We start from the raw sequence: 16,032 nt of genomic DNA on the forward strand, positions 1-16,032 counted from the left end.
TTGAAACTTGTTTAACACAAGTTCAGCTAAAAAGGAATGTTCTAATTCGCGTTTGTTTCGTTTCGATATCTAGTTTTCAAAGAACAAGCTCCATGCAAAAGCAAGCTGTTTTGAGAGTTTGAGCTCTCAAAACCGAACAACGAGTGAGTGTTTTGCAGCTAAGCTGCGTATTTGAATGTTTCCACTCGGGAAACGATTCTCCATAGAAAGGAGGTGATCCAGCCGCACCTTCCGATACGGCTACCTTGTTACGACTTCACCCCAATCATCTATCCCACCTTCGGCGGCTGGCTCCTTGCGGTTACCCCACCGACTTCGGGTGTTATAAACTCTCGTGGTGTGACGGGCGGTGTGTACAAGACCCGGGAACGTATTCACCGCGGCATGCTGATCCGCGATTACTAGCAATTCCGACTTCATGCAGGCGAGTTGCAGCCTGCAATCCGAACTGAGACCGGCTTTGTTGGGATTGGCTCCATCTCGCGATTTCGCAGCCCGTTGTACCGGCCATTGTAGTACGTGTGTAGCCCAGGTCATAAGGGGCATGATGATTTGACGTCATCCCCACCTTCCTCCGGTTTGTCACCGGCAGTCTATCTAGAGTGCCCACCCGAAGTGCTGGCAACTAAATATAAGGGTTGCGCTCGTTGCGGGACTTAACCCAACATCTCACGACACGAGCTGACGACAACCATGCACCACCTGTCTTGAATGTTCCGAAGAAAAGGTACATCTCTGCACCGGTCATTCAGATGTCAAGACCTGGTAAGGTTCTTCGCGTTGCTTCGAATTAAACCACATACTCCACTGCTTGTGCGGGTCCCCGTCAATTCCTTTGAGTTTCAGTCTTGCGACCGTACTCCCCAGGCGGAGTGCTTAATGTGTTAACTTCGGCACCAAGGGTATCGAAACCCCTAACACCTAGCACTCATCGTTTACGGCGTGGACTACCAGGGTATCTAATCCTGTTTGCTCCCCACGCTTTCGCGCCTCAGCGTCAGTTACAGCCCAGAGAGTCGCCTTCGCCACTGGTGTTCCTCCACATATCTACGCATTTCACCGCTACACGTGGAATTCCACTCTCCTCTTCTGCACTCAAGTCACCCAGTTTCCAGTGCGATCCGGGGTTGAGCCCCGGGATTAAACACCAGACTTAAATGACCGCCTGCGCGCGCTTTACGCCCAATAATTCCGGACAACGCTTGCCCCCTACGTATTACCGCGGCTGCTGGCACGTAGTTAGCCGGGGCTTTCTTCTCAGGTACCGTCACCTTGAGAGCAGTTACTCTCCCAAGCGTTCTTCCCTGGCAACAGAGCTTTACGATCCGAAAACCTTCATCACTCACGCGGCATTGCTCCGTCAGGCTTTCGCCCATTGCGGAAGATTCCCTACTGCTGCCTCCCGTAGGAGTCTGGGCCGTGTCTCAGTCCCAGTGTGGCCGATCACCCTCTCAGGTCGGCTACGCATCGTCGCCTTGGTGAGCCGTTACCTCACCAACTAGCTAATGCGCCGCAGGCCCATCCCCAAGTGACAGATTGCTCCGTCTTTCCAGTTCTCTTCAGGCGAAGAAAACAATTATTCGGTATTAGCTACCGTTTCCGGTAGTTGTCCCAAACTTGAGGGCAGGTTGCCTACGTGTTACTCACCCGTCCGCCGCTAACCATCAGAGAAGCAAGCTTCTCTTCAAGTCCGCTCGACTTGCATGTATTAGGCATGCCGCCAGCGTTCGTCCTGAGCCAGGATCAAACTCTCCAATAAAGTATTGAAAAGAGCGATAAGCTCATTTTGAATCTGACGAGATTAAAAATCTCATTTGTGCTCCAGTCGATTCAAGCCAAGGCTTGTCTCAAACTTTCGCGTTCATTCTGCAAGCAGAATGTTTACTCACTCGTTGTTCAGTTTTCAAAGATCAAACTTGTTTCGTTACTAAATATTGTTCTATTCAGTAACTCTTATATTATATCATGTCCGAACCAACTTTGCAAGCTCTTTTTTTAAGTTTCTTTCGAAGCTTATTTCATTCGCTTGCCGCACCGTGTAAACCGTGTTTTCTTGGCCGGAATTAGAATATATCATGTACAGATTTCAATTGCAAGTCTTTTTTCAAAAATGATAATCAACCCACATCATCAGCACAATATGTAATCTGACGCTCCTGTATTATAGAAATCACTCTCAGCATCCTTATTACGGTGCTTCTAATATACATGTCCATTAAACATAACCAGGGAAGCCACTTCCACTGCGATTGCAGTGAACAATTGATTGTGACTAGCCCTGGTTTTCGGAGATCTCAGTTTTCTTTCCTTCTATAATAGATAATAAAGTATATTCCTTGGGCACAGCTTACATATTCCGTTTCACTTCTCAGTGCTTACAATATGCGCTTACCAAGTAACGAAGCGATCAGTTCCACGCCAAGTCGTGCCGTATGTCTATTATGATCAAACAACGGATTCACCTCAACCAGTTCCATCGACGTAACTTGTTTTGTGGAAGCAAGTATCTCCAATGCATAATGTGCCTCTCGGTAATTCAGACCACCAGGTACTGGGGTTCCCACACCCGGAGCTTCCCGCGGATCCAGACAATCCATGTCAAAGCTGACATGAATACCATCTGTCCCTTTTCCCGCTGTAGCTATTGCTTCCTCAATAACTTGCTTTATTCCCATCCGGTCAATATCATGCATCGTAAATGCTCGGATTCCCAGTCCCTTAATCTGCTCTTTCTCATACTCATCCAGATCACGCAGACCAATATAGACCAAGTTGGACGGATCAATAAACGCGCCCGCTCCAGCAATGTGCGACAGATTGAATGCAGTATGCCCCAAGGATGCAGCCACACTCATCCCATGCATATTACCGGACAAGCTGCGTTCTTCCGTATTCAAGTCTGCATGCGCATCAAACCAGATCACACCCAAATTCGAATAGTGCGCTGTTAGACCGGCAAAAGTACCAATCGCTACACTATGATCTCCCCCAAGCACAAGTGGGAAAGCCCCCTCCTCTACTGCACCTGATACTTCACTACACACCTTCTCACTGACCTGACGTACCTCATTTAAGTGTTTTACACGATTTCTCTCAATAGGGGCAGCCGGTTCAGAAGGACAATCTACCCGCACTTCTTTGGAAAGCACTAGCCCAAGACTCGCAATCTCCCGCTTCAGTCCAGCTGTAATCAATTCATCTGGCCCCAACTCTGCTCCACCTCTTGCTCCACCGAGTCCAAAAGGAACCTTAATGATAGCAATATTACGCCGCACAGATGTTTGACTTGTATCAATAGAAGTATCTTTTATTCCACCATGGACATCATCATCATTTTTCATGTAGGTCAGCTCCCTCATTGGTGATCAATACCTGCTCAATTCTCTCCAGTGCCCAGTCAATCTCGGACTCTTTAATCGTCAGTGGTGGGGCAAATCGAATGGTTGTCTCATGTGTTTCTTTACACAGCAGTCCAACAGACATCAAACGCTCACAATAAGGGCGGGCTGGTTCATGCAGATCAACACCAATAAATAAGCCTTTCCCCCGAATATCCCGTATGGCTGAACTGCGAATATCTCGAAGTCTTTTCATAAAATAGTTCCCCAGACGCTCAGATCGCTCAGCAAGCTTCTCATCTTCAAGAACTTTCAGAGCTGCTATAGCTACGGCGCAGGCGAGTGGGTTACCCCCAAACGTAGAACCATGAGACCCTGGCTCAAACAAATCAAGTATCTCCGCATCAGCAGCGATAGCCGAGATGGGCATGACTCCTCCCCCCAGCGCTTTGCCCATAATCCAGATGTCCGGTTCAACCCCTTCCCAGTCGGAGGCAAAACGGCGACCTGTTCTGCCAAATCCGGTCTGGATCTCATCAGATACAGTCAACACCTGCTGGCTCTTACACAGAGCAAAAGCTTCTGCCAAATATCCATCAGGCGGGATAACGATTCCAGCTTCGCCCTGAATAGGCTCTACAAGAAAACCAGCCGTATTTGGTGTAATGGCCTGCTTCAGCGCTTCAATATCTCCATAGGGAATAATCCGGAATCCAGGTGTGAACGGTCCAAAATCTTTTTTATACTCCGCTGAAGAAGAAAAAGAGGTAACCGTCAGAGTTCTTCCATGAAAGTTACCAGAGCATACGATGATTTCGGCTTGATTTTCCGGTACACCTTTGCAACGATAAGCCCATCTACGTACCGCCTTCACCGCAGTCTCCACCGCTTCCGCTCCTGTATTCATGGCGAGAATCTTCGATTTCCCCGTGAATTGTGAGAGTTTCTGATAAAAAAGAGAAGCGGAGCTGCTGTGGAATGCCCGTGATGTCAGCGTAACCTGATCTGCCTGATCCTTGAGCGCCTGTATGATCACAGGATGTCTATGACCATGATTCAATGCAGAGTATGCACTTAACATATCCATATAACGGCGGCCTTCAGGGTCTTCCACCCATACCCCTTCCGCCTGTTCAATTACAATTGGGAGCGGATGATAATTAGGTGCAGCATAACGCTCCGACCAATCAATTAACATTTTGGAATCTGACATACACACCCAACACCTTTCCAAAATATTGTATACAAAATACAATAACAATGTATGCGATGCCATCGCTATTTACGACTACATCTCTCTTTTTCCACTCCAGCCTAATCCAAGCCTTTCTCGAATCCAATCCTTTATCCATAGTTAGCGAGAAGTAGAAAGTCTACGTTCCAACCAAGAGAGTAAATTAGCCAGTGTAAATGTAATTATAAAATAGAGGCCGGCGGCAACAAGCAGCGGAGCAAGCGGCTGGAACGTAACACCCTGAATCGTTCTGGCCGTGTATATAATCTCGGCTATGCCGATCATGGAGACAAGCGAAGAATCTTTAATAATAATAATGAATTCATTGCCGATAGCTGGAAGCATGTTACGAAAAGCCTGCGGCAGTATAATATAACGAAGTGTCATACCATTTGTCATACCAAGGGAGCGCGAAGCTTCGGTCTGTCCTTTATCAATTGCTTGAATCCCGGCCCTGAACACCTCCGCCATATAAGCCGAGCTATTCATCGTCAGAGCTACCACCCCCGACATAAATGCCGGCAAGTTCACACCTACAACCGTCAGACCATAATGAATAATAAGAATCTGTACCAGCATCGGTGTTCCTCGAATGAGTTCAATATACGCCGATGCCACAAATTTAATTGGCCATATTCGGGATATTCGCATTAGCGCCATGATTACACCCAGCAACGTACCAAACAATACACCGAAGAAGGAAAGTTCAAGCGTGACCCACGCACTTCGTGCATAGTCCTGCCAATGTTCTAATAGAAAGGAAAAATCTAAATTCACGGCATATCCCTCACTCGTCCGATTTATTCGCCGAGCATCTCATTCGCTTCAACGACGAACCGTTCAATATCTCCGTTTGTTTTGAGCTTTTCCAATGTAGTGTTGATCTGATCCAGCAGCTTCTGATTACCTTTCTTCACCGCGATGGCCGAACCACCCTCGTCTTCAGCCTGTTCAACCTCCACACCTGCAACAACAAGCCCCTCTTGGTTATTCACATACTGTTCAGCCACCGGCTTCTCCAGGATGAGCGCGTCTACACGCCCCGTCTGCAACTCCAGAATCAGCTCAGGTATTTTGGCCAGAGAAGTGAGCTTTGCTCCCTCTATTTCCTGAGCAATCCCTTCCTGAATGGAACTCTTTTGCACGCCAACCTGTTTGCCTGATAGATCATCTATGGACTTCAATGCGGTACCTTCCCCTTCTCTAACAAGTACAGCCTGCTCTGCATAATAGTAGATATCCGTAAAATCAACATTCTTCTTTCGTTCTTCGGTAGGGGTTAAGCCTGATATCACAAAATCAACCTTATCTGTACCAAGGGCCATAAGAAGGCCATCAAAATCCATGTCCTCAATCTTCAGCTCGGCTCCCAGATCAGCCGCAATTGCTTTGGCAATCTCGATGTCAAAACCTACAATGGTATCTTTACCATCGATTTTCTTATGAAATTCATAGGGTGCATAGTCCGCACTGGTTCCAAGTACAATGACTTCCTTTTCCGCAGAGCTACTGCCCGAAGACGAAGTAGCGTCTGATCCGGTCTCTGTCGTTTTTTCCTGCCCACATGCGGACATGAATACAACCACTAACAACAGCATCATTGGCAAAAGCACTTTTTTCACACATCATACCCCTATTCTTTTTTTGAATGAGTAACAGAATGATTTGTATACAATATACATAAGACAATATATGGACTTATATGTAAGTAATACTAACAAATAATTTGGTTTATCACAATCATTATTTAAACATTTATACGCTTTAATTCCATAAAATGTGCTATATATAACATGGCATTTACATCGGCTGAAACATGAAGTTTGCTTGCCCAACTTCCCCCTCGGTGTTAAGATGATAAAAACTTGAAACTCCTGAACGGCGCGTACAGTACGGCCTCACACCCATCTATTTATTCACTATACATAGAAAGGAGGATTCGGTATGGAGGTACCCAAATACCGGTCCTTGAAAGATCACGTATACGATTACATTGCCCAGAAGATCCAAGACGGGACGTTGCTTCCCAACCAGAAGATCAACGAGGCAGAAATTTGCAAAAAGCTGGACATCAGTCGCACTCCTACTCGGGAGGCGCTTTTCCAGCTGGCTTCAGACAATCTGCTGCAATACATCCCACGCAGGGGATTTATTGTCACTCCTTTTGATGCAGGCAAAAAACTGGAATTCTCCCAAGCGATCGGTGTGCTGGAGGCACTTGCTGCCACACTTGCAGCAGACCATCTCAGACCATCTGAACTTTTGGAGATGGAAACTCTGGTTGTTCGAATGGACGAAGATATCAGCCAGCTTGATCTTGCTGCTTACAACAAGAACCAATATCAGTTCCATAATCTGTACATTCAGCGATGTGGTAACGCCACAGTCATTGAGATGTTAAACACATTGAAGAACAGTTTCATCCGGCAGTCCTATGTTAGTGATAATAAACCAAAGCTATCTGAGGTACTGATGGAAGTTAATGAAGAGCACCGCCAAATTTTAAGTGCTTTTCGAGCCAAAGATAAGAACCAACTGGAAGCCCTGCTTAAACACCACTGGCGAATTATCGACAACGATATGCTGTAGTACGTGCTGTCGAAACAAACCAAAGGCAACCCACACGATTGTGTGAGTTGTCTTTTTCCTATTTTTCATTTTTGACCTCCAACGGTGCCCTAGCCGCAAAAACAGCATATCCCAACTTTTTGCCGTATTTCGCGAGCAAACGATCATTGGTAAGACTCATTCGCTGCATACGTTCATCCTCAAACCAATTCATATCGATCTCGCGATGTGGATCATGATCAACGCTCCATTTTCCCATGGATCGCGAATGTTCTTTGACCTCTACCTTGGTGAAACCACACTGCTTGAGGCGTTTTCTCCATGCTGTGGCCGTTACCAGGGTTCGTATACCGTAAAATTGCTTTAACCTACGACACATCAATTCGGTCTTCTGGCCTGATAGAACCATCTCCCGATCCACTAAAAGTCCTCCGGGCTTCAACACCCTTCTATACTCAGCAAGTGCACTCCGCCATGGGGTGAAGATCGTGACCGACTCCACAAATACCACGTCAAAATGATTTTCCGGAAAAGGTAACGATGTTACATCAGCCTGAACAAATCGAACATCCACCCGTTCTCGTCTCGCTCGCCGAACTGCCTTATCCAGCATATTGCGATGAAGATCAATCGCCGTTACCCGATATCCACTTTTAGCCAGGTAACACGCAGTCCTCCCAGTGCCGCACCCTATCTCAAGAATATGATTACTCACAGGCAGAGATAAGCCATCCAGCAACTTCAATGTTGCCAAAAATCCTCCAGGATGGGCACTTCCCTCCCCTAACCGAGCCAGCATGTCATGATAATCCACGCGACATCCCCTCCTCACTTCTCCCAGTGTATGGAGCAGATTCAAAAACGGCTCCTCCCCATTCGATTTTCCGGGTACTCGTCCATACCAATTGGTCTTCTTTTTACTATGATATACAAACCGTTGAATTCAAGCGGCAACCGCATCTAATGAGGAGGATTTGCATGTACAGAATTAATCGGGTATGTGAAGAAACGGTTTCTCCGCACGTTGGACGTTCCGTTTGTCTCGTTATGAACGACGGTAAGCATATGTATGGTACGCTTAGTCAATGTCGTGATGGCAAAATTTATTTGAACGGGTGTTTCGAGGGACCACGGCTGTGTTCAGTCAAATCCAAACAGCAGCTGGTAAAAAGCAGCAAGAAAAACGCTGTTGCAACAAAAAAAGTTAAATCTTCGGCCTACGGTCGATATGGTTACGGAGGATACGGTGGGGGTTACGGCTATGGAGCAGGAATCGATCTGGCTCTGGTAGCAACATTGTTTCTGCTGCCGTTCCTGTTCATCTAAATTCCAATCTGATCGTTGTAAAAATTATAGTCATAACAAAGACCCTTTTTGCTTATAGCAAAAGGGGTCTTTATCTTTTTCATACGATTCACGTCAATTACACTATATTTACTGTTAAAAAATGATACAAAAAAAGGCATTCGCCAAAACGAATGCCGGGAACTTCATATTTAATACCCTTACCTTCGCACAGGGTGTCTATTTAATCTTAAAAAAAAACACCTCGTTAGAGGCGGGTAAGCTATGTTAAATCCGATTTCCTTTAGGCATCGTTTTCAGATTACTATTCGAATTCTCAAGCAATGGTAGCATCCTAGTCGTGCTGACCATCTCAGAAGCACATATCGGACAAGTAGGTACGTTATCAAACGCAAAATTGTCCCGCATCCATCCTTTGCACGTATCACTCGTACATTCCCAGATTGCCGCATCAGCTTGTGGAATTTCTTCCAACGGTTTTTTGCGATTATACATGACTTCTACCCCCTTTGTTATGGAAAAACATCTAACCGACGTTATTTCACAGAAGCCTACACTTAGCGGAAGTTTCACGTCCCACCGGACTCCTGCCTCGTCAACTAATGGGTCGACTTTTATATAACTGATCAAAAAAAAGAAGCTGCCTTTACCATTTTAACATGTTAAAGGCAGCTATGCTTTAATTACAGTTTTACAACTTCTTCTGCTTGAGGACCACGGTTTCCTTGTACAATTTTAAATTGTACGCGTTGACCTTCGTCCAGAGTTTTGAAGCCGTCGCCTGTAATAGCGCTGAAGTGTACGAATACATCTTCTCCGCCTTCAACTTCGATGAAACCGAAGCCTTTATCAGCGTTGAACCATTTTACTGTTCCGTTTTGCATGTGAATTACACCTCCAAATAAAAATTAACATGTTCCTTTGTTCTTTGCAGCAAGCAAATAAAAATTCACACATTGAAAAAGGTACCAGTCATAAACCTATAAGTGATCGCCCTTTACAATATATGAATTAGGTTTTCCACTCTCTACAACTTGTTTTTATTATAACTCCAATTCAGCAAAAAAGCAAATCTTTGTATTTTCTTTTCAAACAGCTTTGGAAATACATGTTATTAACACGCGCGGGGACAGGGTTTATCACACTTATGTGTGTGGCCGCTTATGTACGGTCTTATGAAAGGATATGCAGATCTAATCCATCTTATACATTTTTTATATAACATTCTGACATGCATATCCAACACAACCAATGAATCATCTTACTCCAGTATAACACACTATGTCCATGCCCACATAAATGCATCCCGATCCCAGGCGATCTGCCCACGATGAAGCTTCCGGAAAGCTTTCTTCACTTCTTTGGACAATGATGTATTGCCGTTCTCGTTCACAAAAACAAACTCTTCGCCAAAATGGGTCTTCACATATTCTATGGCAGCTTCCTGATGAAGTGTTCCTGTGAATTTAATCTCCTGAACCATCCATTCTGCTACGCCTTGTGCTGTCTTCTCCACTATATCACCTACTGTCTAAACCTAATGTACGGATAGGCAGACCTCGTACCATGAACATATCTGTCTTCCCGCCAGACTGAAGTATACCATGATCCAACTACTGACGGGAAACTGTGTGATAACTACTTTCAAGCAATACCGGAAAGAACCTTAATGAACAACCGTATTCGCTTGTTCACTCCCTTTGGATGGAATAGATGAATTTGTTCGAATGCTCCACACTAACCATGCACAGTAAGCAATCAGTACTGCCAGTATAAACAGATCGTAAGGAAGTGTACCTGTGTCCTCCAGATCATTCCCTAGAAATTGAATCAGATTATGTATGAAATGAAACAATATAAGCGGTACGATATTTCCGTTCTTCAGCATCAATAACGCCAGTACAGCTCCCAGGAGCAGCGCATAGATCAATTGTATGATCGTATCCGTCATATCCTGACCAGACAATGCGTTCAATAGATGTGTAATGGAAAACAAGATGCTGGAGGTCACAACTGCGGCCACTGCACTTTTTTGAAGCAATGTTTTGAAAATAAGCCCCCGATAGATCGTTTCCTCAACAAAAGCTACGAGCAAGGTAAAAAAGATGAAAAAGGCTACTCGTGACAAGCTCAGCTCCCCAAATCCTTTCAGGGTAAGTGTACCCAGTACAAGGAGTAGTGGAATATAATACTTTGCGTGGCCAGCCGGGATACTTCGCAAAGATCGGAATCCAGTCTCTCCCCACTTGCGCCTTAACGTCAGATAGATCATCAGAACAGTGGCGATGGGTGTAAAGGAAATGAGTACAGGGGAAGTGTAGTCAAGTTGCTTTATTGTTGCAATGGCCCCCGCAGCAAATACGGCTAACAGGAGAAGCAGCTCAATAATCACAACGGTGAGAACAGGTTTGCGCTCAGAAAAGGAATGTTTTGGCTTGGATTGCGGATTAATCATACATTTGCCTACCTCGTTTCATTTATGTTTTCCGTTGTCATAAGAACTTATATACCAATATAGTTGTATCACATCATCCGTCTATTGAATATTCCTATTATGGATAAAACTATAAAAGTAACAAAAAAGAGACTTATCCTGACTTCTTTTCCCCTAAAATCAGGTATGGCTTATACCTTTATCTGTCCATTATAGTATTACAAGAGTTCAATGCTGCAGGGGTGTGGCGACTCTTCAGCGTCTTATATCTATGAAGTACCCATAACGATAGACTCACAATGCATAATGAAATCAGGGGGATACTATGAAAGCATTCTTTCAGCGCTGGGGGCATTTACTGGCTATTCTGTGCATACCGCTCCAAGGCTCCATTTACGTATTTCTAGGCAGCAACACCGGAAGTGATGTCTTCTACAATTATGCTTGGATTGACACACAGATTCCTTTTCTCAAAGAATTTATTTATCCGTACATTAGCTGGATGCCCATTCTGTATCTTGGATTTCTCTATTTGGGTCTGACGAACAAGTCGCTATTCTGGCGTACGTTGATTACCTATAATGTTGGTGTCATGGCTGCCAATGTCTGTTTTGCGGTGTTCCCTACCCATGTCCCGCGCCCGGAGCTCGGCGGAACTGATCTGAGCAGCGTGTTAGTGCAGTTTATCTATACCAATGATGCGCCCTTCAACTGTTTCCCAAGTGTTCACGTTCTGACCAGCTATTTGCTGTTTATTGTGATCAACAGACACTTGAACTTTAAGCCTTTGGCACGGATTGCTTGGTCGGTATGGCTGTGGTTGATTATTGCTTCAACGGTGTTTGTAAAACAGCATTCCTTGCTGGACATCGCTGGAGGTATTTTGTTTGCTGAGGCCGCGTATTGGACTGTACATGTCTTTGCTCTTCGTCTTGGGCAGGCACGAAAAAAAGGCAAGCAGCCACTCACAGCTTCTAACCCAACCAGTCATGTATAACGACATTTATTGATGTAACAGGTGGGATGATGATCCTGCTATACAGCAAAAGAGGGCCTAGGCCCTCTTTTTTTGTACTCATTTAATTAAACCTACTTATATAGAAGAACTTTATTTGGGTTGGACTACGCGTTTCACGCTATAGGTGGTCGTTCATGAAGAAGGTCAGACGGTGGACTTCCGGTTATACGTTTGAATATGCGGTAAAAATAAGACAGGTCCCGGTAGCCGAGAAATTCGGCAATTTCCTGGATGGAGAGTTGTGACTCAGTGAGCAGATAAATGGCTCGTTTCATCCGTTGATCATGGACATATTGACTGATGGTCTGATTTGTCATGCTTTTGAATAATGCGGCAGCATAATTGGGAGTTTTATTGATCTCGTCCCCGAGTTCTTCCTTCGTCACTTTCTCCCGATAATGCCGCTCAATATATCGCTTCATCCGTTCAACATGATTATGCCTCTCCGGCGGGATAACTCCACGATCAAGCTCCCTGTTCATATAAATCAACACTTCCATCAATAAGGCTTGGCTCATCATGACATAATAAGACGGACGCTCCTGCCATTGTTGATAAATAGCGCTCATGCGTTGATGGATCAGTTCGTAACATCCAGGTTTATGCCGCAAAGCCTCATACCGTTCCAGTGCAGGCAGAGTTTCGGTATGGTCGCGTTGCAATTGAATTACAATCTGTGTGTGCGTTACTGTAGGAATACTCTTGCCGTAATATGGGGTACCACCTGGAATGAGGAGCAATTCACCCTTTTCCATGATCTGTTTATCACCGTTCACCCAATATACACATTTTCCATAAGTAACCAAGCTAAGCCGCCAAGTTTCTTGAGATTGCACAGCTTCTTCGTACCAACCGACACCATTAATATGTCGTACTTCAAGTGGAGTGACCATAACACACCTCATTATCGGACTATACTCTAATCATTGTACTATAGTTCATACCCTGATTCGACAGAAAACGCTACAATACACATATAAGCTTAAATATGAGGAGGAAATTAGCATGTTAAAAACAAAAATTATTTGTACCATGGGACCTGCTTGTGACTCAATCGAATTGTTAAAAGTAATGATTCAGGAAGGTATGACCGTTGCCCGTCTGAACATGGCTCATGGCGAACTGGAAGATCACGTTACACGGATTAACAATATCCGCAAAGCAGCTTCCGAACTGAACACCTATATACCGATCATGATGGACATCAAAGGGCCGGAAGTACGTATCGGTAAACTGAAAGAAGCATCCTGTCATCTGCAAGCTGGTAAAGAGCTGATCCTGACTACTGAAGAAATTCTTGGTGACGCTGAGCGTATCTCGGTAAACTATCCGGAACTGAACCTCGTTGTGAAACCTGGCGATCGTATCCTCATCGATGATGGCCTTGTGGATCTGACTGTACTGTCTGTGGAAGGATCCGATATCCATTGTAAAATCATCAGTGGCGGCATTCTGAAACCACGCAAAGGGGTTAACTTGCCAGGAATCAAAACGACATTGCCAGGTGTAACCGAGCGTGACGTTATGCACATCGGATTTGGGATCGAAAACGATATCGAAATTATCGCAGCATCCTTTGTTCGTAAAGGTGATGACATCCGTGAAATCCGCAGCATTTTGAAAGAACGCGGTGTAGAGCACGTACAGATCATCTCTAAAATCGAGAATCAAGAAGGTATGACTAATCTGGACGATATTATTGAAGCATCTGACGGCATCATGGTAGCTCGTGGAGATCTCGGGGTTGAAGTGCCGATCGAAGACGTACCTATGATGCAAAAAGAAATGATCGATAAATGTAACCGCGCTGGTAAACCGGTTATCGTAGCTACACACATGCTGGAGTCCATGCAAGTGAACCCACGCCCTACTCGTTCCGAAGTTAGTGACGTGGCCAACGCTGTACTTCAAGGTGCTGACGTTGTGATGTTGTCCGGTGAATCAGCTGCTGGTAAATATCCGGTACAATCCGTGCGCACGATGGCTGCTGTTGCTCGCCGTGCTGAAACAATGATCGATTACAAAGAGCAATTCGCACAAAAATCGGCTCAACAGATCGCTGATATTACTGAAGTTATCAGTCAGGGCGCTGTAAGTTCTTCCCTCGTACTGAATGCAAAAGCAATCATCACTTCGACTGAGAGTGGATTCACGGCACGTATGATCTCCAAGTATCGTCCAAAAGCACCAATCATCGCAGTTACACAACATGAAGAAGTATTGGCGAAAATCTGCCTGCTCTCAGGTGTCATTCCGGTTATGGGCGACAAAGTAACGACAACGGATGAAATGTTCGAATCGGCTACGCGTAACGCAATCAAAACTGGTTACATTGAAAAAGGTGACATCATTGTATTGTCCGCTGGTGTTCCAATCGGTCAATCCGGTAATACAAACCTGATCAAAGTTCAACAAGTTTAATTCAATAGCTGAAACTGAAGCTATACATTTTAGCTATAAAATAGAAATACAAAAAACCACCGGGAGCAGAAATGCTTCCCGGTGGTTTTTTGTTGATGTTGTTGCCAATGATCGTGATGTTACAACAAACGGCTTCGAGATTATAGATTCCTCGAGTAATTAACCAGATCCTGTGACATGGTGTTGATCTCATCCATTGAAGCATTCACCTGTTGTGTCAGAGCAGCTTGATTTTGCGTTAACGTGGACATATTACCGATGTGCTCAAGAATCTGATCAATCAATGTTTTCATTTTCTGCATGCTATCTTCGATATTTACTGTGGCCTCCGAACTGTGATCAGCCAGTTTCCGCACTTCACCTGCAACGACGCCAAATCCCAGTCCCAGCTCTCCCGCTCGTGCAGCTTCAATGGCTGCATTCAACCCCAGCAGATTGGTCTGACTGGCAATCTCTCGAATAAACACGGTGATATTCTTCGTATCATCTGCACTGCTTTTCACTTGAATGGCCGCATCGGCGGATAACTCCTGTGCAGTAACCAGATCCTGTGCCTGATCGGTGATCGAGTTGATTCCACGTACCATCTCGCCAATGGACTCCGACAATTGTTTTGTTTTCAGATTCATGGCCTCCACGATCTGTTCCTTATTCTTCTCATGGGTAACATCTCGAATGGTTCCAGCTACACGGAGTGGTACTCCATCCTGATCCCGAATGGTCTCCCCACCCGCGTGATACCACCGATACTCCCCGTCTTTGCGCTGCAGACGATAATCCAGATCGTACGGCGTACGACCACTGTAATCGTTCATGTGTCTGGCAAATTCGTTGATCGTCCGATCATGGTCTTCCGGATGAAGTCGGCTGCTCCAGCTGCTGAACACATTCGGGAAATCCTGCTCGTCTTTAAACCCTAACTCTTTACGGAACTGGGGTGACCACCAAAATTCATTGTTTGGATTAACTACATCTCCAGCCACAACGGTCATATCCCACGGTGCCTCCACCAAGGCGCGGTTAACCAGATCATATCGGGTGACGAGTGCTTCCAGCTCATCAGACTTGCTCTTCTCCTCATGAATATCAAACATGATGCCCAGAAGTTTGACCGGAACTCCAGCCTGATTTCGGATGACTTGTCCAAGGCATCGGAACCAGCGAATTTCTCCACTTTTTGTAATCATACGGCTGATGACGTTATAGGCAGTTGTTGCTTTTGTGTCATTCACATGTTTCATAATCTCCTGCACCAGTTGGGGTCTGTCATCCGGATAGATCGATTTGGCCCAGCTTGCAAATGAATCGGGATAATCCTTGGCATTATGGAAGCCTAACATTTGGCGGAATTCATTCGAAAATGCGACGATATTATTGTTATCCAGTGGATCACCAGCAACAATTTTTGATTCCCATAATCCCACATTCATTGCCTGATTCAGCATTCTAAGGCGCATTTCCACGTCTTCGTTCTGAGCTTTCATCATATGTACTGCTTTTTTGATATTACTAGCTATTTCATCAGTATCCTGAAACTCAATGCCATCTTCAATCCATGCGTCATAGTCGCCCTTTTCTGCGTTTGCTACCAGTTTACGACTATACTCCAATAATCTCTGATGAGTATCTGTACGAAGGTGTTTGGTCGATTCAGTACGTTTACGAAACATGCTCATTTCTCCTCTTAGCTCATATGATATATATTTCGACATTA

Annotated in this window: 15 protein-coding genes and 1 rRNA gene; 4 read left to right on the top strand and 12 right to left on the bottom strand. The window is 45.0% G+C overall.

The window, feature by feature from the left end; genetic code table 11:
* Positions 1-206 precede the first annotated feature (206 nt).
* The 5 genes from MHB71_RS23515 to MHB71_RS23535 form a co-directional block, all read right to left on the bottom strand.
* A 16S ribosomal RNA gene (locus MHB71_RS23515) occupies positions 207-1,759 on the bottom strand.
* A gap of 616 nt (positions 1,760-2,375) precedes the next feature.
* Positions 2,376-3,341 (bottom strand): arginase, encoded by a 966-nt coding sequence (gene rocF, locus MHB71_RS23520; RefSeq protein ID WP_340027847.1) that lies wholly within the window; start codon positions 3,339-3,341, stop codon positions 2,376-2,378.
* Positions 3,331-4,551, bottom strand: coding sequence for an ornithine--oxo-acid transaminase (locus MHB71_RS23525; RefSeq protein WP_340027848.1), 1,221 nt, complete (start codon positions 4,549-4,551; stop codon positions 3,331-3,333). The genes rocF and MHB71_RS23525 overlap by 11 nt, the downstream gene beginning before the upstream one ends.
* A 141-nt stretch (positions 4,552-4,692) precedes the next feature.
* On the bottom strand, positions 4,693-5,349 hold the full coding sequence (locus MHB71_RS23530) for an amino acid ABC transporter permease (RefSeq protein ID WP_036671925.1): 657 nt from the start codon (positions 5,347-5,349) through the stop codon (positions 4,693-4,695).
* 23 nt (positions 5,350-5,372) lie between these two features.
* The gene (locus tag MHB71_RS23535) at positions 5,373-6,194 is read right to left on the bottom strand and encodes a transporter substrate-binding domain-containing protein (protein WP_340027849.1); all 822 of its coding nucleotides are present in this window, start codon (positions 6,192-6,194) and stop codon (positions 5,373-5,375) included.
* A 322-nt stretch (positions 6,195-6,516) separates the two neighbouring features.
* Between MHB71_RS23535 and MHB71_RS23540 the strand changes: the two genes are divergently transcribed.
* Complete coding sequence (locus MHB71_RS23540; RefSeq protein ID WP_036607955.1) at positions 6,517-7,161, top strand: GntR family transcriptional regulator; 645 nt, start codon at positions 6,517-6,519, stop codon at positions 7,159-7,161.
* 58 nt (positions 7,162-7,219) lie between these two features.
* On the opposite strand, the gene MHB71_RS23545 is transcribed toward MHB71_RS23540, so the two are convergent.
* Positions 7,220-7,954: a class I SAM-dependent methyltransferase gene (locus MHB71_RS23545; protein ID WP_340027850.1), complete on the bottom strand. Its 735-nt coding sequence runs from the start codon at positions 7,952-7,954 to the stop codon at positions 7,220-7,222.
* Positions 7,955-8,118: 164 nt separating this feature from the next.
* On the opposite strand from MHB71_RS23545, the gene MHB71_RS23550 reads away from it, so the two are divergent.
* Positions 8,119-8,466 (top strand): hypothetical protein, encoded by a 348-nt coding sequence (locus tag MHB71_RS23550; protein ID WP_074093127.1) that lies wholly within the window; start codon positions 8,119-8,121, stop codon positions 8,464-8,466.
* A gap of 246 nt (positions 8,467-8,712) precedes the next feature.
* Here the strand turns inward: MHB71_RS23550 and MHB71_RS23555 are convergent, their stop codons facing one another.
* The 4 genes from MHB71_RS23555 to MHB71_RS23570 all read right to left on the bottom strand — a co-directional run bounded on the left by MHB71_RS23555 (position 8,713) and on the right by MHB71_RS23570 (position 10,900).
* The gene (locus tag MHB71_RS23555; RefSeq protein ID WP_017691121.1) at positions 8,713-8,940 is read right to left on the bottom strand and encodes a cold-shock protein; all 228 of its coding nucleotides are present in this window, start codon (positions 8,938-8,940) and stop codon (positions 8,713-8,715) included.
* Between the two features lie 188 nt (positions 8,941-9,128).
* Positions 9,129-9,329 carry a cold-shock protein gene (locus MHB71_RS23560; protein WP_017691122.1) on the bottom strand — a complete coding sequence of 67 codons (201 nt, stop codon included), beginning with the start codon at positions 9,327-9,329 and terminating at the stop codon, positions 9,129-9,131.
* A gap of 395 nt (positions 9,330-9,724) precedes the next feature.
* On the bottom strand, positions 9,725-9,961 hold the full coding sequence (locus MHB71_RS23565) for a hypothetical protein (RefSeq protein WP_036607962.1): 237 nt from the start codon (positions 9,959-9,961) through the stop codon (positions 9,725-9,727).
* A gap of 150 nt (positions 9,962-10,111) precedes the next feature.
* Positions 10,112-10,900, bottom strand: a complete 789-nt coding sequence (locus MHB71_RS23570) for a CPBP family intramembrane glutamic endopeptidase (RefSeq protein ID WP_340027851.1) — start codon at positions 10,898-10,900, stop codon at positions 10,112-10,114.
* Positions 10,901-11,204: 304 nt separating this feature from the next.
* Here MHB71_RS23570 and MHB71_RS23575 point away from each other — a divergent pair, with 304 nt between their 5' ends.
* Positions 11,205-11,876, top strand: a complete 672-nt coding sequence (locus MHB71_RS23575; protein ID WP_051449805.1) for a phosphatase PAP2 family protein — start codon at positions 11,205-11,207, stop codon at positions 11,874-11,876.
* Positions 11,877-12,010: 134 nt separating this feature from the next.
* Here the strand turns inward: MHB71_RS23575 and MHB71_RS23580 are convergent, their stop codons facing one another.
* Positions 12,011-12,790 (bottom strand): AraC family transcriptional regulator, encoded by a 780-nt coding sequence (locus MHB71_RS23580; RefSeq protein ID WP_036607966.1) that lies wholly within the window; start codon positions 12,788-12,790, stop codon positions 12,011-12,013.
* A 112-nt stretch (positions 12,791-12,902) separates the two neighbouring features.
* On the opposite strand from MHB71_RS23580, the gene pyk reads away from it, so the two are divergent.
* Entirely contained in the window at positions 12,903-14,318 is a 1,416-nt protein-coding gene (pyk, locus tag MHB71_RS23585; RefSeq protein WP_145326629.1) for a pyruvate kinase, read from the top strand.
* A 140-nt stretch (positions 14,319-14,458) separates the two neighbouring features.
* Here the strand turns inward: pyk and MHB71_RS23590 are convergent, their stop codons facing one another.
* The gene (locus MHB71_RS23590; RefSeq protein ID WP_076320397.1) at positions 14,459-15,988 is read right to left on the bottom strand and encodes a PAS domain-containing protein; all 1,530 of its coding nucleotides are present in this window, start codon (positions 15,986-15,988) and stop codon (positions 14,459-14,461) included.
* Between the last annotated feature and the right edge of the window lie 44 nt (positions 15,989-16,032).

It is taken from the genome of Paenibacillus sp. FSL H7-0940, assembly GCF_037979415.1.
In the GTDB taxonomy this organism is placed as follows: domain Bacteria; phylum Bacillota; class Bacilli; order Paenibacillales; family Paenibacillaceae; genus Paenibacillus; species Paenibacillus amylolyticus.

Coding starts and splice junctions, on each gene's coding strand:
- rocF (WP_340027847.1), bottom strand. CDS start 3,341: ATGAAAAATGATGATGATGTCCATGGTGGAATAAAAGATACTTCTATT.
- MHB71_RS23525 (WP_340027848.1), bottom strand. CDS start 4,551: ATGTCAGATTCCAAAATGTTAATTGATTGGTCGGAGCGTTATGCTGCA.
- MHB71_RS23540 (WP_036607955.1), top strand. CDS start 6,517: ATGGAGGTACCCAAATACCGGTCCTTGAAAGATCACGTATACGATTAC.
- MHB71_RS23550 (WP_074093127.1), top strand. CDS start 8,119: ATGTACAGAATTAATCGGGTATGTGAAGAAACGGTTTCTCCGCACGTT.
- MHB71_RS23555 (WP_017691121.1), bottom strand. CDS start 8,940: ATGTATAATCGCAAAAAACCGTTGGAAGAAATTCCACAAGCTGATGCG.
- MHB71_RS23560 (WP_017691122.1), bottom strand. CDS start 9,329: ATGCAAAACGGAACAGTAAAATGGTTCAACGCTGATAAAGGCTTCGGT.
- MHB71_RS23570 (WP_340027851.1), bottom strand. CDS start 10,900: ATGATTAATCCGCAATCCAAGCCAAAACATTCCTTTTCTGAGCGCAAA.
- MHB71_RS23575 (WP_051449805.1), top strand. CDS start 11,205: ATGAAAGCATTCTTTCAGCGCTGGGGGCATTTACTGGCTATTCTGTGC.
- MHB71_RS23580 (WP_036607966.1), bottom strand. CDS start 12,790: ATGGTCACTCCACTTGAAGTACGACATATTAATGGTGTCGGTTGGTAC.
- pyk (WP_145326629.1), top strand. CDS start 12,903: ATGTTAAAAACAAAAATTATTTGTACCATGGGACCTGCTTGTGACTCA.
- MHB71_RS23590 (WP_076320397.1), bottom strand. CDS start 15,988: ATGTTTCGTAAACGTACTGAATCGACCAAACACCTTCGTACAGATACT.